Source organism: Paraburkholderia sp. Clong3 (genome assembly GCF_050436485.1).
Classification (GTDB): Bacteria; Pseudomonadota; Gammaproteobacteria; order Burkholderiales; family Burkholderiaceae; genus Paraburkholderia; species Paraburkholderia tuberum.
Window position 1 is genome coordinate 272,162 of sequence record NZ_JBNDMH010000003.1, and the last position, 21,650, is coordinate 293,811.

Genomic DNA, 21,650 nt, shown 5'->3' on the forward strand with positions numbered 1-21,650 from the left:
CCTCTCAGCACGTCAAACAATACCCTCCCGATGAGTACTATTCAGAATCCAGTTCTGCGCGGCTTCAACCCGGATCCTTGTGTGTGCCGTGGCAAGGATGCGTGGTATATCGCGGTTTCAACCTTTGAATGGTATCCGGGCGTTCTCATTTACGAATCAAAAGATTTCGTCAACTGGGAACTCAAGGCCACGCCTCTCGACAGGCTATCGCAATTGAACCTGATCGGAGAGCAGCCGTCCGCAGGCATATGGGCGCCAGCCCTCTCCTATCGCGACGGTCTTTATTGGCTCGTCTATACCGACACCAAGGCATGGAAAGGCGAGCAGAAGATCTCCCCGCTTCGTGACATGCACAACTACCTCGTAACCGCCCCGGACATCACCGGACCCTGGTCGGAGCCCGTGCATCTCGTGTCCGGTGGATACGATCCATCCCTGTTCCACGACGAATCTGGCAAAAAGTGGCTCGCCTATATCCGGCGCGATTTCAGAGGTATCTACGAAGACCTGTTCGTCGGAATCGTTCTGCGGGAATACTCGGTGCAGGAGGAAAAGCTGATCGGCGAAGAGCACGTCATCTATAAAGGCGCCAACCTGAAGACCGATTACTTCATGAAATGTCAGATCTACGAGGCTCCGCATTTGCTGAAGAAGGGAGACTGGTACTACCTGATCACAGCGGAGGGAGGCACAGGCTATACACATGCAACGTGTGTATCCAGGTCCCGCGACATTTTCGGTCCATACGAGCTTCATCCTGATACGCCGATGCTCACGTCGCGCGACGCGAACGGACGGATTCAGCGGACCGGCCACGGCAATCTGGTCGAGGGTCCCAACGGCCAGTGGTACATGACGTACCTCGGATCGAGACCGATCGATGCGCACACGAAGCGCTCGCCGCTAGGCCGTGAAACCTGTGTCGCACCTATCGAATGGCATGCCGACTGGCCCCGCCTGGCCAGTGGCGGAGTGGTTCCCGCCGAATCTTTTGCGATCGGCTCGGATATCGAGCAAAGTCTCGACAGCAGTTGGACGATCGATTTCGGACAACGTGCCGCGCTGCCCCTGGAACTGCAGAGTCTGCGCATCCCCATCGGCGACGACTGGTGCAATCTTCACGAACGTCCGGGCTATCTGCGGATAAGGGGGCAAGAGTCGCCGACTTCGCGGTTCCATCAAAGCTTGTTGGCCTGTCGCATCCGTGACTGGCAGTTCGAAGTCGAAACCGCGCTGGAATTTTCACCCAAGTCATATCTGCACATGGCTGGGCTCATGGCGCGTTACGACGAGAACACCTTCTACTATCTGTTCGTCACGCGCGACGACGACGGCACAAAAATCCTGTCCTACATGGAAATGGATGCCGGCAGCTTCGCCTACAGCAATCGACTGGCGACGCTGCCCGAGGCCACCGGGATCGACCTGCGGATTCGCGTCGTGGACGCGAAACTGCGCTTCTTCTATCGCTTGACGCACGGTGACTGGAAGGACCTTGAACTGGAAAAGGATTTCACGAAACTCAGCGATGAATATGCAACCCCCATCGGCTTCACGGGGGCATTCGCAGGTATCACCGTCAACGACATGCTGGGCTTTCGCGAGCCTGCCGATTTCAAGTCGTTCTCGTACCGCCAATTGATCGGCTAAAGCTTGGATTTCGTGTCATCGCTGTCATTTAATAATAAGGAAGATCTCATGCGCTTTCGTTGGAGACATCGCTACCTCGTGCTGCTTATTTTGTTCGCAATCTATCTGCTCTGTTACATGGACAGAATGATCATGGCAGCGGCTATTCCATTCATTGCGTCCGAGTTTCATCTGTCCGCGATGGAAATGGGTGGAATCCTGAGCGCGTTCTTCTTTAGCTACGCGCTATGTCAGATCCCGGCTGGCCTGCTTGCAGACAGATTCGGTCCGCGGCTGATGACGACGATCGGCATCGCCTGGTGGACGATTTTCACCGCGCTTACCGGACTGTGCAATTCGCTCGGCTTGATGCTGGTGGTGCGGGTCGCGTTCGGCATCGGCGAAGCGCTCTTTCCTCCCGCCGCGTTCAAGACACTGTCGGCGTGGTTCCCAAAGCGCGAAGTGGGACGGGCAACCGGGCTGATGATGACCACTAATGCGCTGGGACCCGCATTGGCGCCACTGTTCGTGGCGGCCGTGATGGCCGCGTGGGGATGGCGCGCGATTTTCACGAGTCTGTTCATACCCGGTGTCGCGATGGCCGTATTCGGCTGGATCTATATCAGAAACAGCCCGAAAGACAGCAAGCACGTTTCGAAGATCGAATTGGAGGAAATCGGTACCAGCGAAAAGTCTTTGTCTGCCTCTGCCGGCAAAGCGGATTTTGCTGGTTTGGTGAAAACGCCGCTGGTCTGGTGGTGCTTCGTCACCTTGTTCGTTTTCAGCATCGCCTCGTGGGGCATCATGAGCTGGTTCCCGACGTATCTGCTGAAAGCGCGCGGCCTTTCGACGGCCAGAATGGGCATGATGGCGTCGGTGCCATTTCTCGTCGGCACGATTGCCTATTGCATCACGGGCTTTCTTTCCGACAAGTTCTTCCGCAATCGTCGCGAATTGCTCGTCGTCCTCGGCTGCGTCGTGGCCGCCATCTTTGCCTATCTGACGGCCCATGCGGAGACCGCGGAAACGGCGGTGTTCTTTCAGACGATCGGCTACTTCTTCTCAACCATGGCCGGCTGTTCGCTCTACACCATCCCGAACGTCGCGCTGCCGAACAAGGTCGTCGGGTCGGCAATCGGCTTTGTCAATGCGGCGGGTCAGCTGGCAGGATTTCTTTCCCCGCTGATCGTCGGTTACATCCTGACCAGGACGAATGACGACTTCAATGTCGTATTCCACCTCTTCGTCGGCTGCTTCTTGTTGGCTTCGGTCTCCGCCTGGTTCATCAATACGAGGACGGACCTCAGCGACTCTGTCACGCGGAGCGCCGGCGCAGAAGCGCCCGTGCAGAACCGGACAGCGGGATAAATGGCGCGACGGGGCTTGAGCCGGCGATAATTCCGGCTCAGTCACCGGCTTTGGGCAACGACTCGATCAGTTCATGGATGCGCATCCTGAACTCGAAATCGAGTTCATCGCGCGCGACCATTTCGACGATCTCGTTCTCGAGGGCTTTGACCTCGCGCTGCGGTTCGGCGAGCCGAGGCCATCGACTCTCGTCGCACGCAAGCTGCTCGACACGGCCGTGGTGACGGTCACCGCGCCGTCGTACATCGCGCGACGGGGCCGGCCGGCAAAGCCGGAAGATCTCGAAGGCCCGAGCCACCGATGCCTGGAATTCCGTAATTCGGAGACAGGAAAGAGGGGCGGTTGATCAATCTCTTTCCCGACTGGACTGACGAGCGCTATCCCCTCTACGCGTGCTATCAGTCACGGCATCACATGCCGGCGAAGACGCGTGCCTTTCTGGACTTCGTTGTCGAGTTGGCGAACGCTCACTAGCGAGCGGCCGTTACACAAACGGCTTGCATTAATCGACCTCGACGCGGTTCCGCCTTTCTGGTATGCAAATCGCTTCTTTACCATTCCCTTAATCAAACCGGAACACTCACCTCCAAAAAGCCCAATTCCCAGCCCACGTCACCTGTCGCACTCTTGAAGCCAACGGCCCTGCACGATCCGACAACGGCCGTTCAGCGCTCTGCCCCGAGCCGCCGCATCGAACGAAGGCGGCCTCGCAGAACTATTCCGCGCTCGCGCCTCTCGCCCGCGCGCAGCCTAAAAAGACAGGAGACACAATTTGCCAGCCCCCATCAACTCCGGCGCACGCCTCGACCGCCTGCCGATCACCCGCTTCCACTGGAACATCCTCGGCCTGATCGGCGCGGGTGCTTTCCTCGACGCCTTCGACATCTATCTCGCCAACGGCGCGCTCGCGGCGATGGTCAAAACCGGCTTCACCGATCTCCGCCTCGGCTCGTTCTTCATCTCCGCGACCTTCATGGGCATGATGATCGGCGCGGGGCTGGCAGGCTATCTCGGCGACCGCTTCGGTCGACGCTATTCGTATCAGGCCAATCTCGCGATCTTCGGCATCGCATCGCTCGCCGCCTGCTTCGCGCCGAACATCTACTGGCTGATCCTGCTGCGCTTCGTCATGGGCATTGGCCTTGGCGCCGAACTCGTGGTCGCGGCCGGCACGCTGTGCGAGTTCGTGCCACCCGCCACACGCGGCCGCTGGACCGCGCTGCTCGCGCTGATCATCAACTCCGGTCTGCTCGGCGCGACCGCAGTCGGCTATTGGGTAATTCCACATCTCGGCTGGCGCTACATGTTCGCGATCGCGGGGATTGGCGCGATGGTCGTGTGGTTCCTGCGGCATCGGATGCCGGAATCGCCGCGCTGGCTCGAAACGGTCGGCCGGCTCGAAGAGGCGGAGGCCACCGTCTCGGCAATCGAGCGACAGGTCGAGGCGCGTGTCGGCAAGCTGCCGCCGGTTTCGCGCGTGGTCAGTCACGAGGTGCCGGCCGCGCCGTTCTCGGCGCTGTTCGCGCGCGGCATGATCGGCCGCACGCTGGTCGCCGCGCTGACCTGCATGGCGATCAACATGTCGCTGTACGGTTTCGTCGCGTGGCTGCCGACGTTCTTCGTCAAGGAAGGCCTGACCATCGTGCAGTCGCTCGGCTTCGTGCTGCTGATGTCGTTCGGTGCGCCGGCCGGCGCTGTCGTCGGTTATCTCGTGACGGACCGCCTGGGGCGACGCAACGGCATCGTGCTGTTCTCGCTTGCAACGATCGTGCTCGGCTTCGTCTACGTGCAGATGCGCGCGCCAGTGCCGATCGCGGTCGTCGGTTTCGCGCTCGTCACGACGATCTACACGGTCTGCACGCTCGGCCTGTTCGGCTATATCCCCGAGCTGTTTCCGACCGCGCATCGCTTGCGCGGCACCGGCGTGGCCGGCACGTGCGGCCGCGCGGCGTCGATGTCGACGCCCTACGTCGCGCTGCTGCTCTACACGGAGTTCGGCGTGACGGGTGTGCTGACGATGGTCGGTGGCGTGCTGTTGTTGCTGAGTATCGCGATTCTCGCGCTGCGCATCGAAACGAGTCAGCAGACGCTCGAGGAGATTTCGCCCGATGCCGAGCTGATACCGCAAGCGGAGATGATGCGAGAGTCGGCTTAAGCCGTGCGCGCATCAAGGTGATCTGTCGATTCGGATCTTTCCCCGGCTAAATTTTCACTTCACCCGGTTAAGATGAAAGTTTGCTTTGCGCATGCCTCGCTAGCAGCTTTCATCATGCACTTCGATTTCGTCGATTTACGCCTGCTCCTGCATATCGCCGACACGCGCAACCTCGCGCGTGCGGCGGAGCGTTCGCACCTGTCGGCGCCGGCCGCCAGCAACCGGGTCAAGAATCTCGAGGAGCAGCTCGGCATCAAGCTGCTCTATCGAACCAGCCAGGGCGTGACGCCGACACCCGCGGGCGAAGCCTTCGTGCATCACGCGCGGCTCGTGCTCGAACGCGTCGAGCATCTGGCCGGTGACATGCAGGAGTATGGCGAGGGCATCAAGGGCCACGTGCGCATCTGGGCCAACACGACCGCGATCAGCGAGTTTCTGCCGGCCGTGCTGAGCCGTTTCCTGCGCGATCACCCGGACGTGAACATCGATCTGCGCGAAGTGCTGAGCGGCGAGATCGTCAAGGGCGTCGCCGACAGCGCGACCGATATCGGGATCGTCGCGGGCAATGTGCATGCCGAGCATCTGCAGATGCTGCCATATCGCGACGATCGGCTCGTGCTGGTTACGTCGTGCGAGCATCCGTTCGCGAGACAAGCGTCGGTCGATTTCTCGCAGGTGCTGAACGCGAACTTCGTGAGCCTGCCGACGTCGAGCGCGATTCACGCGTTCATCACGAGTGCCGCCGATGCGCTCGGCGCGCGTCTCAAACTTCGCATCCAGGTCGGCAACTTCGAGGCCGCGTGCCGGATGATCGAGGCGGGTGTCGGAATCGGCATCGTGCCGGAGTCGGTCGCGCTGCGGCACAGAAAGACGATGCAGATCGCGATCGTCGGCCTGAACGATCCGTGGGCCGTGCGCAAGCTGAAGATCTGCGTGCGCAGTCTGAAGGACTTGCCGCCGTTCGCGCGTGTGCTGGTCGACCGGTTGATGGCGGTGCTGGAGGAGGATGGCGGGCCAGATGCTTGACGCGCGGGCGTGACACCCGCCCGAAGTCTGACGATGTTTCCTTCTGGAAACAGCGCCCCCCTTTTGTCAACCGGTATTTCACTCCCCAAGCATCTTCTTGCCGCCACAAAAACCCGCGTGTATAGTTTCCGAACTTACTCTTGTTTCGTATCGGAAATTAAAGGGGTTCACATGGACGCGTCCACTATCCTCGCGGATCTCGGCATTGCCCAAGCCGCGCAAGCCGGCGATATCGCCGTACATTCGCCGATCACCGGCGAGCTCATCGGCCGTGCGGCCAGCCAGACGGCGGTCGAGGTCGACGCGGCGCTCGCCCGGGCCAAAGACGCGTTTGCCGTGTGGCGTAACGTGCCGGCGCCGCGCCGCGGCGAGCTGGTGCGGCTGCTCGGCAATCGGCTGCGCGAACAGAAGCAGGCGCTCGGCAGCCTCGTCTCGCTGGAGACGGGCAAGATCCTGCAGGAAGGCATGGGCGAAGTGCAGGAAATGATCGACATCTGCGATTTCGCGGTCGGTCTGTCGCGTCAGCTGTACGGTTTGACGATCGCGTCCGAGCGCCCGGGTCATCGGATGGCGGAGTCGTGGCATCCGCTCGGCACCTGCGTCGTGATCTCGGCGTTCAATTTCCCGGTGGCGGTCTGGTCATGGAATGCGGCGCTCGCGCTGGTGTGCGGCAACGCGGTGATCTGGAAGCCGTCGGAAAAGACGCCGCTCTCGGCGCTGGCCGTGAACAGGATTCTCGAAGACGCGCTGAAGGAATTCGGCGACGCGCCAGCCGGCCTGGCCGCATTGATCAACGGCGGGCGCGACGTGGGCGAAAAGCTCGTGGCCGATCCGCGCGCGTCGATCGTCAGCGCGACGGGCAGCACGGAAATGGGTCGCAAGGTTGGCGTCGAAGTGGCGAAGCGCTTCGGCCGCTCGCTGCTCGAACTCGGTGGCAACAACGCCGGCATCGTCACGCAGACGGCCGACCATGAACTCGCGATGCGCGGCATCCTGTTCTCGGCGGTCGGTACGGCCGGTCAGCGCTGCACGTCGCTGCGGCGTCTGTTCGTGCACGACAGCGTGTACGAGAAGACCGTCGAGCGTCTGAAGCAGCTGTATAGCCGCGTGCCGATCGGCAATCCGCTCGAAAAGGGCACGCTGATGGGGCCGCTGATCGACCGTCAATCGTTCGACCGCATGCAGGAAGCGCTGCAGCAGGCGAAGGCCGAGGGCGGCAAGGTGTTCGGCGGCGAGCGAGTCGAAGTGAAGGGTTATGAGGGCGGTTACTACGTGCGTCCGGCCATTGTCGAGATGCCGTCGCAAACGTCGGTCGTGCTGAAGGAAACGTTCGCGCCAATTCTGTACGTGCTGCGCTATGCCGATTTCGCCGCTGCGGTCGAGGCGAACAATGCAGCGCATCACGGCTTGTCGTCGTGCGTGTTCACGAGCGACCTGCGCGAAGCGGAACGCTTCCTGTCCGCGTCGGGCAGCGACTGCGGCATCGCGAACGTCAACATCGGACCGAGCGGCGCGGAGATCGGCGGTGCGTTTGGCGGCGAAAAGGAAACGGGCGGCGGGCGCGAGTCGGGTTCGGATGCATGGAAGGCTTATATGCGTCGCGCGACCAATACCGTGAACTACTCGTCGGCGTTGCCGCTTGCGCAGGGTATCGACTTCAATGTCGACTGAGCGCGCAAGTGTGAGGTCGTAAACGATGGCGGCGCATCGCGTTGATGCCGGTGCGCCGCCGTCGCCGTCCGGCGCGCCACAGCCGCGCGTTCCAGATAGCAATCCGTTTGCGCCGCCCGGCGTTCCGGAGCGGCCACGTTACTCGTGGAGTAAGACGTGAGTTCGAAAGTCGTGATCGTCGGCGGTGGGGTGATCGGCAGTTCGATTGCGTATTTCTTGCGGCTGTCCGATCCGACAGTCGGCGTCACGGTAATCGAGCGCGATCCGACCTATGCGCGTTCGTCGTCGGCCTTGTCGGCGGCGTCGATCCGGCAGCAGTTTTCTACGCCGCTTTCCATTCAGATGTCGCTGTTCGGCATCGAGTTTCTTCGCTCGATCGGCGAGCGGCTCGAAGTCGACGGCATCCGGCCCTCGATCGATCTGCACGAAGGCGGCTACCTGTTTCTCGCGACACCTGCCGGTGAAGCGACGCTGCGCGAGAATCACGCGCTGCAGAAAAGCCTCGGCGCAGATATCAGCCTGCTCGACACGCATGGCTTGCAAACGCGCTTCCCTTGGCTCAATACCGACGACCTCGTTGCCGGCGCTTATGGCGAAAGCGGCGAGGGCTGGTTCGACGGCTACGGTTTAGTACAGGCGCTGCGCAAGAAAGCGCAGGCGCTCGGCGCGCGCTATGTCGCGGCAGACGTCACCGCGCTGCATCGCGAGGGCAATCGCGTCACGCAGGTGCAAACCGCGGACGGTGAGACCTATGCTTGCGACGTCGTCGTCAACGCGGCCGGCGCATGGTCGCGCAAGGTCGCACAGATGGTCGGCATCGATCTGCCCGTCTATGCGCGGCGGCGCAGTATCTTCAACGTCACGTCGCCGGCAAAGCTTGAGCGCTGTCCGCTGCTGATCGATCCGAGCGGCGTGTACTTCCGGCCTGAAGGCAATTCGTATATCTGCGGCACGTCGCCGTCGGCCGATAACGATCCCGACGATCTACCGCTCGATGAAGTCGATCACGTGCTATTCGACGACGTGATCTGGCCGACGCTCGCCAATCGCGTGCCGCAATTCGAGGCGCTGCGCGTGCAGAACTGCTGGTCCGGCTATTACGAATACAACGTGCTCGATCAGAACGCGATCATTGGCCATCACCCGGATATCGATAACTGCATTTTCGCGAACGGCTTTAGCGGCCACGGTTTGCAGCAAGGGCCGGCAACCGGACGCGGCATCAGCGAATTGATTCTGCATGGCCGCTATGCGACGCTCGATCTCAGTTCACTAAGCTTTACGCGCGTGCTCGAAAACCGGCCGATCATCGAAAAGAACGTGGTGTAGCGCCTTATATGGCTCGATGCGCGGGTCATGCGAAAAACGCAATAAGTAGTGGGTAGATATCGTTTGCCGCAGATCCCGCCGATGGCCACAATCGACGTCGATTGTCTTCGACATCCCAATCGATATCACACGCAAGGCAGGCGGCCGTCATCATGTTCTCGTTCAATTCCGCATTCGAAGCCCCGAGCGGCTCGCCGATCCGCGAGCTGTTCAAATACCTCGCGCGGCCCGGCATGATCTCGTTTGCCGGCGGCTATCCGGCGAGCGATCTGTTCGACCGTGCAGGACTCGATGCCGCGGCCGCGCGCGCCTCGCAACAGCCGACGCTGTGTCTGCAATATGGCCCGACCGATGGCATCGCGATCCTCAAGGAACAGCTCGCGCAGCTGATGGCACGGCGCGGCACGCCATGCGCGCCAACAGACCTGCTGGTGACGACCGGTTCGCAACAAGGATTCGATCTGTTGCTGCGCGTGATGGTCGCGCCCGGCGACGTCGTGCTCGTCGAACAGCCCGCGTATCTGGCCACTTTGCAGGCGCTGAAGCTGCAACAGGCCGACGTCGTCACGGTGCCCGTCGATCAACACGGCCTCGACGTGGCGAAGCTCGCCGCGGTGCTCGAGACGGGCACGCTGCGTCGCGCTCCCAAGCTGCTGTACACGGTGCCGACGTTCGCGAATCCGACCGGCGCGACGCTATCGCTCGAACGTCGAATCGCATTGTTGAAACTGGCGGCGCGTTATCGGTTCGCGATCGTCGAAGACGATCCGTATGGGGATCTGCGTTTCGATGGCACGGCAGTGCCTTCGCTGTTCGCATTGAGCGGGCAGGTGCCCGGTTCACGCGACTGGGTCGTGCATTTATCGAGTTTGTCGAAGATCGTCGCGCCGGGTTTGCGTGTCGGCTGGATGGTCGCGCACGCGGAGATCGTGCGGCGATGCGTGGTCGCCAAGCAGACCGTCGATCTATGCAGCGCGCCCTGGACCCAGGCGATTGCCGCCGAGTACCTCGCGAGCGGCGGGTTGGAGCGGCATCTGCCGCGCATTGTCGATGCGTATTCCGTCAAATGCCGCGCGCTATGCGATGCGCTCGACACGCATCTCGCGCGGCACATCGCATTTCATCGTCCGGCCGGCGGCATGTTCGTGTGGGCGCGTCTGAACGCGGCACGCGATGCGTCCGACTATCTGCGCGTGTGCATCGAACAGAACGTGATGTTCGTGCCGGGTGTCGCGTTTTACAAGGACGCGGCCGATAGAGCTGCGCTGCGCCTGTCGTTTGCCGCGCCGGGTGTGGAGGAGATTGAAACCGGCGTGCACCGAATGAACCGCGCGCTCGAGCAGTACTTCGACGAGCAATAAAATCCTGATTGCATCAACACAATCAGTGGAGTGCGGCAGATTACCCGGCGAGCATCTAATGTGCAGCCGGGTTTTTTTATCCAAATGCCAAAAATTGTGGCGCTTTAACAGAATCCACCGCATTCCTTATTAATCGCGAATCGCGAATCGCGTTGAGTTCGAATACGCAATCGTTTTCGTCCGCGTGTGCCTTCTATGAGACTGACCGTGGCAAGCCGCAGATGAGGCCGCCCGGGATTGCCACGTCGAACGGCGCATACGCGCGAGTGGACCCTCAAATGATTGCCCCTAATGAAATCGTTATTGCACGCCTTAATTTCAAGATTATGCAATTCGAATAAATTCGGACGTTGCCAAATCTTGTAATGGAAGTGGTCGATTTATATGCGGAAATGCCATTTATAAAGATAAGAAACCGTGTAATTATCGTGCTTGCCGGCCGGTTTCCGTTTTGCGTGATTCCCGGAATGTCTGAAAGACAGGTTTTACACGGGTTCGCGCCACACGAGTCGGCTTTCGCACGGGAAAGCATCGTCGCCCGTCGCGTTCGCCCATGCATGCCGCATATGAATGCCGCACGAGAATGCGTGAGTGGGCCACAAAAACGTTAAATGAGGAAAAGGGGGCAACGCAATGAATTCACTCGACGAGAAGCGGCCGCTGCTGATCTACGACGGCACGCTCGGCGACCTCTACGGCATCTTTTTCAGAAACCTTGTGCTGCAAATCGTGACGCTCGGTATTTACCGCTTCTGGGCGACCACGAACAACCGCCGATATGTCTGGTCGCGCATGCGGTTTCAGGACCAGCGCTTCGAGTACACGGGCACCGGGGGCGAGCTATTCAAGGGCTTTCTGCTCGCGATCGTGGTCGTGTTCAGCGCGGTGTTCGCGGCTGGCGCGCTAAGCGTGGTCTTGCGCATGCTGACGAAAAGCGCGGCACTCGGTTCGCTGCCTGTCATCGCGTTGTATCTGCTGATCGTCGTGCTCGCGGCGGGTGCGTTTTTCGGCGCGCAGCGCTATCGGCTGAGCCGGACGCAGTGGTGCGGTATTCGCGGCGGCATGACCGGCTCGGCGCTCGGCTTCGGCGTGCGCGCGTTGCTGTACGCGCTGTTGTGCGTTGTCACGCTTGGCCAGATGACGCCGTGGACATCGATGCGTCTAATGGAGTGCCGCATCAACGCGAGCAGCTTCGGTAGCCTGGCATTTCGCTTCAAGGGGCGCGCGTGGGTCGTCTACGGTCTGTTCCTCGTTACGTTCGTCGGCGTGGTCGTGTTGTTCGCGGTGCTGTTCATGGTGTTTCTGAAGGGCGCTCTCGCATCGATGCATGTCGGCCACGTGCCGGGAGCGAGTACGGCGCCGTCGCGGGCCGCGCTCGGATCGCTGTTTTTGTTTTATGCGCTGTTCTCCATCGGCACGATGCTGATCCGCGGCTTCTATGTCGCCGCGCTGACGCGCCACGTGATGGGCAATACGTCGCTCGGCTCGCAATTGCATTTCGGCAGTAACGTCAGCGTGGCGCGTCTGCTCAGTTTGCAGTGCGGCAACCTTGCGATCATCGTGTTCACGCTCGGCCTTGGGGCGCCAATCGTGCTGCATCGGCTGATGCGCTTTGCCGTCGACACGCTGCAGGTTTCCGGCTACCTCGATCCGCCTATGCTGGGGCAAAGCACCGTGGCGGCGCCGCTGACTGGCGAGGGCATGCTGAATCTGCTCGATCATGGTGGCGCCTTCTGAGATTGGACTCGCGTTGAGAGCGCGGCAATGGGCGGGGGGCGCACGATGTGCGGCAAGTAATGGGACACGCGACTCATCTCAGGCGCGAGCGCGAAACGCAGTACGCTCAATGAGTTAGCGCAGTCATGCGCAGGTTGTCCACAAGCTTGTTCCCAAAATCTGTGGACAACAGGGCGGGAAGCGAAGCGGAGAACTTGCGCCTGAAAAATTGTGGAAAGGTACAGCACAAAAGCAAACAGCGGGACTCACCGTCGACCGGTTCATCCCGCTGCTTGTGTATGACGATGTGGGCGGCTTGCCGTGCAGCGCGCACGGCAAGCGTGGCAAACGATTATCGGTCGAGGAACGACTTCAGACGGTCCGCGCGGCTCGGATGCATGAGCTTGCGCATCGCCTTGCTCTCGATCTGGCGGATCCGCTCGCGGGTCACGTCGAACTGCTTGCCCACTTCTTCAAGCGTGTGATCCGACTTCGTGTTGATGCCGTAGCGCATGCGCAGCACCTTCGCCTCGCGCGGGGACAGAGAGTCGAGCGCGTCGTCGATCGCGGCACGCAGGTCGGCCTGCATCGCGGCATCCGCCGGCGACGATACGCCAGCGTCTTCGATCATGTCGCCCAGCGTCGCATCGCCGTCATCGCCGACCGGCGTTTCGAGCGATACGGGTTGCTTCGCGATCTTCAGAATGCCGCGTACCTTCTCTTCCGACAGTTCCATGCGTTCCGCGAGCACCGCAGGATGCGCTTCCTGGCCGGTCTGCTGCAGGATCTCGCGCGAAATGCGGTTCAGCTTGTTGATCGTTTCGATCATGTGCACCGGCACGCGGATCGTGCGCGCCTGATCGGCGAGCGAACGAGTGACGGCCTGACGGACCCACCACGTCGCGTACGTCGAAAACTTCCAGCCACGACGGTATTCGAACTTGTCCACGGCCTTCATCAGACCGATGTTGCCTTCCTGGATCAGGTCGAGGAACAGCATGCCGCGGTTCACGTACTTCTTCGCGATCGAGATCACGAGACGCAGGTTCGCCTCGATCATCTCGCTCTTGGCCTTGCGCATCTTCGATTCGGCCGCGACCATCTGGCGGTTGATTTCTTTCAGATGCTTGAGCGGCAGCGATACCGTCGCTTCGATGTCGATCAGCTTCTGCTGTTCGGACTGGATGGCTGGCAGGTGACGCTCGAGCGCCGCACCATAGGTCGACGCGCCGGTGCGCGCGGCACGCTCGGTCCAGCCGAGGTCGGCCTCGCTACCCGCGAACGTTTCGATGAACTTCTCGCGCGGCATGCCGGCCTTCGAGACGACGATCTGCAAAATGTTGCGCTCGATCGCGCGCACTTGCGCGACCTGGCGCTGCACGTCGCCGCACAGACGGTCGATCGTGCGTGCGGTGAAGCGGATCTTCGCGAGGTGCTGCTGAATGTCTTCGCGTGCGCGCAGATAGGCCTTTGACGTGACGTCGCCGCGCGCGTGCGACGCGTTCATCTGGTCGTACAGAATGCCGACCTGGGCGAAGATTTCGAGGCAGTCGCTCGTGAGCTGCTTCAGGCGAGCTTCGTCCGCCGCCGACGAATCTTCCGGACCGACGTCGTCGTCTTCTTCGTCTTCGCTGTCTTCGTCGGCGTCGCTGTCTTCATCGGCATCCGTGTCGGCGCTCGCGACTTCTTCCGCGGCGGCCGTCTCTTCATTCAGGCCGTCGACGAGTTCGTCGATGCGCAGCTCGCCGTCGACAACCTGCTGCGCGCTCGCGAGGATCGCGGAGATCGCGAGCGGGCACGCGGCGATCGCCTGCACCATTTCGTGCAGGCCGTCTTCGATGCGCTTCGCAATCGCGATTTCGCCTGCGCGGGTGAGCAGCTCGGTCGCGCCCATTTCGCGCATGTACATACGCACGGGGTCGGTGGTGCGGCCGAACTCGGAGTCGACGGTCGACAGCGCGACTTCGGTTTCCTCGTCCGCCTGGTCGTCCGACACCACGGCGGGGGAATTCGAGTTGAGCAGCAGCGTTTCCGCGTCCGGGGCCTGCTCGTAGACCTGCACGCCCATGTCGCTGAACGCGCTGACGATGCTGTCGATCGCGGCGGTTGCGGTGAAGTTGTCGGGCAGGTGGTCGTTGATCTGCGCGTGGGTCAGGTAGCCTTGCTCTTTACCCAGCTGGATCAGTGCGCGCATCAGGCGCTGGCGTTCTTCGGCTTGTTGCGGCAGCAGCTCGGCTGCCACGGGAATCGCTTTGCCGGCGCCCTTGCCTTTGGCCGAACGGCCGGACGGAACTTTGGCAGTGAAGGCGGTGTCGTGTTGCGAATCTTCGCGATCAAAAGGGTTCACGTAATTTCCTCTAGAGGCTTCGCTATGAGACGCAAGACGCTACCGTCAGGCGTTTCGAGCAGGGCTCAGCATCACCTGATGTGACTCAACGCGGTTGTTGGGCTGTGCTCTGGGGAGCAAAAAAGATGAGCCCGCTCGAAGCGGGCCGATGGACATGCGAAATTTTGCGCGGCTCGCATTATATACGAGCTTGGGGGTTCGCGCTCGTGGGTGCACATCAAATCATCGTCGCTGTTGTCGCAGGCATTGCGTGAGGCTACGCAGGTGCATAGTCCGTGGCCATGCGCGCGACCTAACCTAGATAGGGGCGAGTTGCTCCTTGCGCAAGGGGGCTTCATGTCGTTTTCCTGTATATGGAGTCGTATCCTCGCATGCTGTCCCCAAAAGAAATTCGCAGAAGGGTATTGACGTGTTGTTGACCGTTCTCCATAATCTCGTTTCTCTGCTGCAGACGCAGCGACGCAAACGAAGCGGTGCCGGGTAGTGGTGGTTCAGGTGGTTCAGGCGCGGCGGGTTTGGCGGACCGATCTTTAAAAACTAACAGTCGATAAGTGTGGGCGCTTGATGCGGAATGCGGCGGCGGATTCTCCGGAGTCTGCTGTCAGGCAGAAGTATCAGAAGCCTCACACAGTATTAGAGGAAGGTTTGTCTGTCGAAAGACGGATCAATCATCGTCAGTACGTTGAGTGAGCGACCGGGTTCGAGAGAGCCCGAACACAGTAACAGGTTTGAACTGAAGAGTTTGATCCTGGCTCAGATTGAACGCTGGCGGCATGCCTTACACATGCAAGTCGAACGGCAGCACGGACTTCGGTCTGGTGGCGAGTGGCGAACGGGTGAGTAATACATCGGAACGTGTCCTGGAGTGGGGGATAGCCCGGCGAAAGCCGGATTAATACCGCATACGCTCGGGAGAGGAAAGCGGGGGATCTTTCGGGACCTCGCGCTCAAGGGGCGGCCGATGGCAGATTAGGTAGTTGGTGGGGTAAAGGCCTACCAAGCCGACGATCTGTAGCTGGTCTGAGAGGACGACCAGCCACACTGGGACTGAGACACGGCCCAGACTCCTACGGGAGGCAGCAGTGGGGAATTTTGGACAATGGGCGCAAGCCTGATCCAGCAATGCCGCGTGTGTGAAGAAGGCCTTCGGGTTGTAAAGCACTTTTGTCCGGAAAGAAAACCTCGTGGCTAATATCCGTGAGGGATGACGGTACCGGAAGAATAAGCACCGGCTAACTACGTGCCAGCAGCCGCGGTAATACGTAGGGTGCGAGCGTTAATCGGAATTACTGGGCGTAAAGCGTGCGCAGGCGGTGCTGTAAGACCGATGTGAAATCCCCGGGCTTAACCTGGGAACTGCATTGGTGACTGCAGCGCTGGAGTATGGCAGAGGGGGGTGGAATTCCACGTGTAGCAGTGAAATGCGTAGAGATGTGGAGGAACACCGATGGCGAAGGCAGCCCCCTGGGCCAATACTGACGCTCATGCACGAAAGCGTGGGGAGCAAACAGGATTAGATACCCTGGTAGTCCACGCCCTAAACGATGTCAACTGGTTGTCGGGCCTTCATTGGCTTGGTAACGTAGCTAACGCGTGAAGTTGACCGCCTGGGGAGTACGGTCGCAAGATTAAAACTCAAAGGAATTGACGGGGACCCGCACAAGCGGTGGATGATGTGGATTAATTCGATGCAACGCGAAAAACCTTACCTACCCTTGACATGTATGGAATCCTGCCGAGAGGCGGGAGTGCCCGAAAGGGAGCCATAACACAGGTGCTGCATGGCTGTCGTCAGCTCGTGTCGTGAGATGTTGGGTTAAGTCCCGCAACGAGCGCAACCCTTGTCCCTAGTTGCTACGCAAGAGCACTCCAGGGAGACTGCCGGTGACAAACCGGAGGAAGGTGGGGATGACGTCAAGTCCTCATGGCCCTTATGGGTAGGGCTTCACACGTCATACAATGGTCGGAACAGAGGGTTGCCAAGCCGCGAGGTGGAGCCAATCCCAGAAAACCGATCGTAGTCCGGATCGCACTCTGCAACTCGGGTGCGTGAAGCTGGAATCGCTAGTAATCGCGGATCAGCATGCCGCGGTGAATACGTTCCCGGGTCTTGTACACACCGCCCGTCACACCATGGGAGTGGGTTTTACCAGAAGTGGCTAGTCTAACCGCAAGGAGGACGGTCACCACGGTAGGATTCATGACTGGGGTGAAGTCGTAACAAGGTAGCCGTATCGGAAGGTGCGGCTGGATCACCTCCTTTCCAGAGCTGTGCATTCATTGCACTCAAGTGCTCACGCTTATCGGCTGTGGTTAGAAGAAACGCAGGCAGACGCAGGGGTCTGTAGCTCAGCCGGTTAGAGCACCGTCTTGATAAGGCGGGGGTCGATGGTTCGAATCCATCCAGACCCACCACGGTCTTGTCTGGTGAGCTGAAGGGCTGGGGCCGCTGGAATATCTGTGGGACTGGGGGATTAGCTCAGCTGGGAGAGCACCTGCTTTGCAAGCAGGGGGTCGTCGGTTCGATCCCGTCATCCTCCACCAATCCTCAATGCGCAGGGTTCTGCATGAAGGCAGAGCGTTGCGCATTGGCGATTGAGCCAGTCAGAGCGGTATGAGGCACAGGCTTCATACCGGCTGCCGTTCTTTAACAATCAGGAAGAAGTAGTAAAGAGATTCACGAAAGGCACCTGGAGATGGGTGCCGAGTAGGTGAATCAGGGTTGTGATTGTATCGATGTATTTTAAAGGTGATCGAAAGATTGCCTTGGAATACGGCGCAACACGAATACTCAACCTGTAGCGAGTGCGTCTATCCCCTCCGGGGATGGGACCCACGTAAGCGCTAAAGCGCTAACGTGGGTCGACACAGAGACACACCCGTTATAGGGTCAAGCGAACAAGTGCATGTGGTGGATGCCTTGGCGATCACAGGCGATGAAGGACGCGGTAGCCTGCGAAAAGCTCCGGGGAGCTGGCAAACGAGCATTGATCCGGAGATGTCCGAATGGGGAAACCCACTCCTAATGGAGTATCCGTAGCTGAATCCATAGGCTACGTGAAGCGAACGCGGTGAACTGAAACATCTAAGTAACCGCAGGAAAAGAAATCAACCGAGATTCCCAGAGTAGTGGCGAGCGAAATGGGATCAGCCGGTACACGTTATCCGTATTGTTAGTCGAACGCTCTGGAAAGTGCGGCCATAGCAGGTGATAGCCCTGTAGACGAAAACAGCATGGAAGAACTGGGTGTACGAGAAGTAGGGCGGGACACGTGAAATCCTGTCTGAAGATGGGGGGACCATCCTCCAAGGCTAAATACTCGTGATCGACCGATAGTGAACCAGTACCGTGAGGGAAAGGCGAAAAGAACCCCGGGAGGGGAGTGAAACAGATCCTGAAACCGCATGCATACAAACAGTCGGAGCCCCGCTTTAAGCGCTTTCGGCGCATTCATGAAATGAATGCGTCAAAAGACATCAAGTCTGAAACATGACCACTGCGCGCTTGAAGTGGATTTAAGCGCGAGAGCGCTTAAAGCGGGGTGACGGCGTACCTTTTGTATAATGGGTCAGCGACTTACATTCAGTGGCGAGCTTAACCGATTAGGGCAGGCGTAGCGAAAGCGAGTCCGAACAGGGCGTCCAGTCGCTGGGTGTAGACCCGAAACCAGGTGATCTATCCATGGCCAGGTTGAAGGCACGGTAACACGTGCTGGAGGACCGAACCCACTAACGTTGAAAAGTTAGGGGATGAGCTGTGGATAGGGGTGAAAGGCTAAACAAACCTGGAAATAGCTGGTTCTCTCCGAAAACTATTTAGGTAGTGCCTCGTGTCTCACCTTCGGGGGTAGAGCACTGTCATGGTTGTGGGGTCCATTGCGGATTACTACGCCATAGCAAACTCCGAATACCGAAGAGTGCAATCACGGGAGACAGACATCGGGTGCTAACGTCCGGTGTCAAGAGGGAAACAACCCAGACCGCCAGCTAAGGTCCCCAAATATGGCTAAGTGGGAAACGAAGTGGGAAGGCTAAAACAGTCAGGAGGTTGGCTTAGAAGCAGCCACCCTTTAAAGAAAGCGTAATAGCTCACTGATCGAGTCGTCCTGCGCGGAAGATGTAACGGGGCTAAGCCATATACCGAAGCTGCGGATGCACAGTAATGTGCATGGTAGGAGAGCGTTCCGTAAGCCTGCGAAGGTGCACTGGAAAGTGTGCTGGAGGTATCGGAAGTGCGAATGCTGACATGAGTAGCGATAAAGGGGGTGAAAGGCCCCCTCGCCGTAAGCCCAAGGTTTCCTACGCAACGTTCATCGGCGTAGGGTGAGTCGGCCCCTAAGGCGAGGCAGAAATGCGTAGCTGATGGGAAGCAGATTAATATTTCTGCACCATTGTGAAATGCGATGGGGGGACGGATCGCGGAAGGTTGTCCGGGTGTTGGAAGTCCCGGTCCTTGCATTGGAGAAGGCGCTTTGGCAAATCCGGGCGCGCAATTCAAGGGTGCGAGGCGAGCCACTTCGGTGGCGAAGCAACTGGAAGGGGTTCCAGGAAAAGCCTCTAAGCTTCAGTTTCACAGTGACCGTACCGCAAACCGACACAGGTGGGCGAGATGAGTATTCTAAGGCGCTTGAGAGAACTCGGGAGAAGGAACTCGGCAAATTGGTACCGTAACTTCGGGATAAGGTACGCCCTCATAGCCTGACTGGCCTGCGCCAGAAGGGTGAAAGGGTTGCAATAAACTGGTGGCTGCGACTGTTTAATAAAAACACAGCACTCTGCAAACACGAAAGTGGACGTATAGGGTGTGACGCCTGCCCGGTGCCGGAAGATTAAATGATGGGGTGCAAGCTCCTGATTGAAGTCCCGGTAAACGGCGGCCGTAACTATAACGGTCCTAAGGTAGCGAAATTCCTTGTCGGGTAAGTTCCGACCTGCACGAATGGCGTAACGATGGCCACACTGTCTCCTCCCGAGACTCAGCGAAGTTGAAGTGTTTGTGATGATGCAATCTCCCCGCGGCTAGACGGAAAGACCCCATGAACCTTTACTGTAGCTTTGCATTGGACTTTGAACCGGTCTGTGTAGGATAGGTGGGAGGCTATGAAGTTGGGACGCCAGTCTCAATGGAGCCGTCCTTGAAATACCACCCTGATCTGTTTGAGGTTCTAACCTTGGCCCGTGATCCGGGTCGGGGACAGTGCATGGTAGGCAGTTTGACTGGGGCGGTCTCCTCCCAAAGTGTAACGGAGGAGTACGAAGGTACGCTAGGTACGGTCGGAAATCGTGCTGATAGTGCAATGGCATAAGCGTGCTTGACTGTGAGACTGACAAGTCGAACAGGTGCGAAAGCAGGTCATAGTGATCCGGTGGTTCTGTATGGAAGGGCCATCGCTCAACGGATAAAAGGTACTCTGGGGATAACAGGCTGATACCGCCCAAGAGTTCATATCGACGGCGGTGTTTGGCACCTCGATGTCGGCTCATCTCATCCTGGGGCTGTAGCCGGTCCCAAGGGTATGGCTGTTCGCCATTTAAAGAGGTACGTGAGCTGGGTTTAAAACGTCGTGAGACAGTTTGGTCCCTATCTGCCGTGGGCGCTGGATATTTGAAGGGGGCTGCTCCTAGTACGAGAGGACCGGAGTGGACGAACCTCTGGTGTACCGGTTGTCACGCCAGTGGCATCGCCGGGTAGCTATGTTCGGAAGAGATAACCGCTGAAAGCATCTAAGCGGGAAACTCGCCTTAAGATGAGATATCCCCGGGGCTTCGAGCCCCTTGAAGGGTCGTTCAAGACCAGGACGTTGATAGGTCAGGTGTGCACGTACAGTAATGTACTGAGCTAACTGATACTAATTGCCCGTAAGGCTTGATCCTATAACAGGTGTGTCTCGACCCGCGTGAGTGCTTGAGCACTTGCGCCGGTCCGATCCCCGAAGGGGATTGGTGTGAACTCCCGCGGGAGCCAGCAGAAACGCACGGTTGGGATTCAGTGTTGTGCCAGAAACAACACAACCCCCCACACCCGAATCCTTTACGCTTCTTCCCGATTGGCTGCGTCGCAGGGTTGGCTCCAACCCTGCGACGCAGCAACCCGTCATGCCTGATGACCATAGCGAGTCGGTCCCACCCCTTCCCATCCCGAACAGGACCGTGAAACGACTCCACGCCGATGATAGTGCGGATTGCCCGTGTGAAAGTAGGTAATCGTCAGGCTCCTCCCCAGTCAGAAACCACCACCCGCCGCGGTGGGGTTTCTGCGTTTACGCGGCCGACTCTGCGCGCTTCACTACTTTCCGATCCGCGACGCATCCTCGTAATCCGGCGACTTCCGACGCGGTCGTCCAAAATCCGTGTCCTTCTGGCTCAGCCGGTCAGCACCTCCTCCAAACACGCTAAGCCCGCTTACGCGCCGGCGCTCGATCGGATCCCCCTGCGATAAAGCGGTCGAGTCTTTCGCTGGCCTCCGTAATCGCCCAAAGCGGAGCGCGATGCAGCTGCCGATCGTAGCTCGTTGCGATCGATGCAAAGAGCGCGAATCCCGCTTCGTCCAGTTTCCATTCGTTGCGTTCCCGACCTGCGTCGAACACCATCGCCGAGGCGCGGTCCGCGGCGTGGAGCTCTTCGTGGCTCATCGAGCCAAAGCCAGCATCAGCGAGGTAGCTGGTCAACAGCATGATCTGCGTGACCGTCTGCGCATCGCTCTTCGTACCGAGGCCGCGGCGCAGTGCGTCGAGCGACAGATGAACTCGCAACGCGAGATCGTCGGCGATCTGGCGCGCGATGGGCAACAGCATGGCTTTGGCATGCCGCGCGCGGGCGGCGCCAGTGTTGCGGAAAGGAATTGGTTGTGCCATGGAGATCCGAGGGGTTTGCCTGAGCACATGCAATAACGGCGCGCTTCGCAAAAGGTTGAGCCTTCATTGCGTTTTAGCCGCTTCCTTCGACGAAAACGTTTGCTGGCGGCCACTTGCGCGCAGATTGCCGGCACGTCGCGGCGTCCGTCGTCGAGCGAATTGGCACCTACATCGCCCGCGATGCGCCGTTCACT

10 protein-coding genes, 2 tRNA genes, 3 rRNA genes and 1 pseudogene are annotated in these 21,650 nt (G+C 59.4%); 14 read left to right on the forward strand and 2 right to left on the reverse strand.

The genetic code is table 11. From position 1 onward, the window contains the following. The first annotated feature begins 30 nt into the window (after window positions 1-30). From OKW30_RS24710 to OKW30_RS24750, 9 genes and pseudogenes are all read left to right on the forward strand, one after another. Complete coding sequence (locus OKW30_RS24710; protein ID WP_429347880.1) at window positions 31-1,650, forward strand: glycoside hydrolase family 43 protein; 1,620 nt, start codon at window positions 31-33, stop codon at window positions 1,648-1,650. 12 nt (window positions 1,651-1,662) lie between these two features. Further along, window positions 1,663-2,997, forward strand: coding sequence for an MFS transporter (locus tag OKW30_RS24715; RefSeq protein WP_429349166.1), 1,335 nt, complete (start codon window positions 1,663-1,665; stop codon window positions 2,995-2,997). Window positions 2,998-3,040: 43 nt separating this feature from the next. Next, window positions 3,041-3,471 (forward strand): annotated as a pseudogene (locus OKW30_RS24720) (substrate binding domain-containing protein); the annotation flags it as partial. A 298-nt stretch (window positions 3,472-3,769) separates the two neighbouring features. Continuing rightward, window positions 3,770-5,152, forward strand: coding sequence for an MFS transporter (locus OKW30_RS24725; RefSeq protein ID WP_187631666.1), 1,383 nt, complete (start codon window positions 3,770-3,772; stop codon window positions 5,150-5,152). A gap of 114 nt (window positions 5,153-5,266) precedes the next feature. Further along, complete coding sequence (locus tag OKW30_RS24730; protein WP_184056529.1) at window positions 5,267-6,178, forward strand: LysR family transcriptional regulator; 912 nt, start codon at window positions 5,267-5,269, stop codon at window positions 6,176-6,178. Between the two features lie 171 nt (window positions 6,179-6,349). Then, entirely contained in the window at window positions 6,350-7,849 is a 1,500-nt protein-coding gene (amaB, locus tag OKW30_RS24735; protein ID WP_184074304.1) for an L-piperidine-6-carboxylate dehydrogenase, read from the forward strand. A 156-nt stretch (window positions 7,850-8,005) separates the two neighbouring features. Further along, window positions 8,006-9,178: an NAD(P)/FAD-dependent oxidoreductase gene (locus OKW30_RS24740; RefSeq protein ID WP_429347881.1), complete on the forward strand. Its 1,173-nt coding sequence runs from the start codon at window positions 8,006-8,008 to the stop codon at window positions 9,176-9,178. 152 nt (window positions 9,179-9,330) lie between these two features. Then, the gene (locus tag OKW30_RS24745; protein WP_429347882.1) at window positions 9,331-10,539 is read left to right on the forward strand and encodes a PLP-dependent aminotransferase family protein; all 1,209 of its coding nucleotides are present in this window, start codon (window positions 9,331-9,333) and stop codon (window positions 10,537-10,539) included. 633 nt (window positions 10,540-11,172) lie between these two features. Beyond that, on the forward strand, window positions 11,173-12,276 hold the full coding sequence (locus OKW30_RS24750) for a YjgN family protein (protein ID WP_184074300.1): 1,104 nt from the start codon (window positions 11,173-11,175) through the stop codon (window positions 12,274-12,276). A 331-nt stretch (window positions 12,277-12,607) separates the two neighbouring features. Here OKW30_RS24750 and rpoD read toward each other — a convergent pair whose 3' ends face one another. After that, a complete protein-coding gene (gene rpoD, locus OKW30_RS24755; RefSeq protein WP_184040465.1) occupies window positions 12,608-14,602 on the reverse strand; it encodes an RNA polymerase sigma factor RpoD in 1,995 nt (664 codons plus the stop codon). 730 nt (window positions 14,603-15,332) lie between these two features. On the opposite strand from rpoD, the gene OKW30_RS24760 reads away from it, so the two are divergent. The 5 genes from OKW30_RS24760 (at window position 15,333) to rrf (ending at window position 20,815) form a co-directional block, all read left to right on the forward strand. Continuing rightward, window positions 15,333-16,865 (forward strand): 16S ribosomal RNA (locus OKW30_RS24760). A gap of 75 nt (window positions 16,866-16,940) precedes the next feature. Next, a tRNA-Ile gene (locus tag OKW30_RS24765) sits at window positions 16,941-17,017 on the forward strand. Window positions 17,018-17,070: 53 nt separating this feature from the next. Beyond that, a tRNA-Ala gene (locus OKW30_RS24770) sits at window positions 17,071-17,146 on the forward strand. Window positions 17,147-17,490: 344 nt separating this feature from the next. After that, window positions 17,491-20,476 (forward strand): 23S ribosomal RNA (locus tag OKW30_RS24775). A 225-nt stretch (window positions 20,477-20,701) separates the two neighbouring features. After that, a 5S ribosomal RNA gene (gene rrf, locus OKW30_RS24780) occupies window positions 20,702-20,815 on the forward strand. The 16S, 23S and 5S rRNA genes sit together here with 2 tRNA genes alongside, the layout of an rRNA operon. A 179-nt stretch (window positions 20,816-20,994) precedes the next feature. Here the strand turns inward: rrf and OKW30_RS24785 are convergent. Beyond that, window positions 20,995-21,456 (reverse strand): hypothetical protein, encoded by a 462-nt coding sequence (locus tag OKW30_RS24785; protein WP_184039035.1) that lies wholly within the window; start codon window positions 21,454-21,456, stop codon window positions 20,995-20,997. Between the last annotated feature and the right edge of the window lie 194 nt (window positions 21,457-21,650).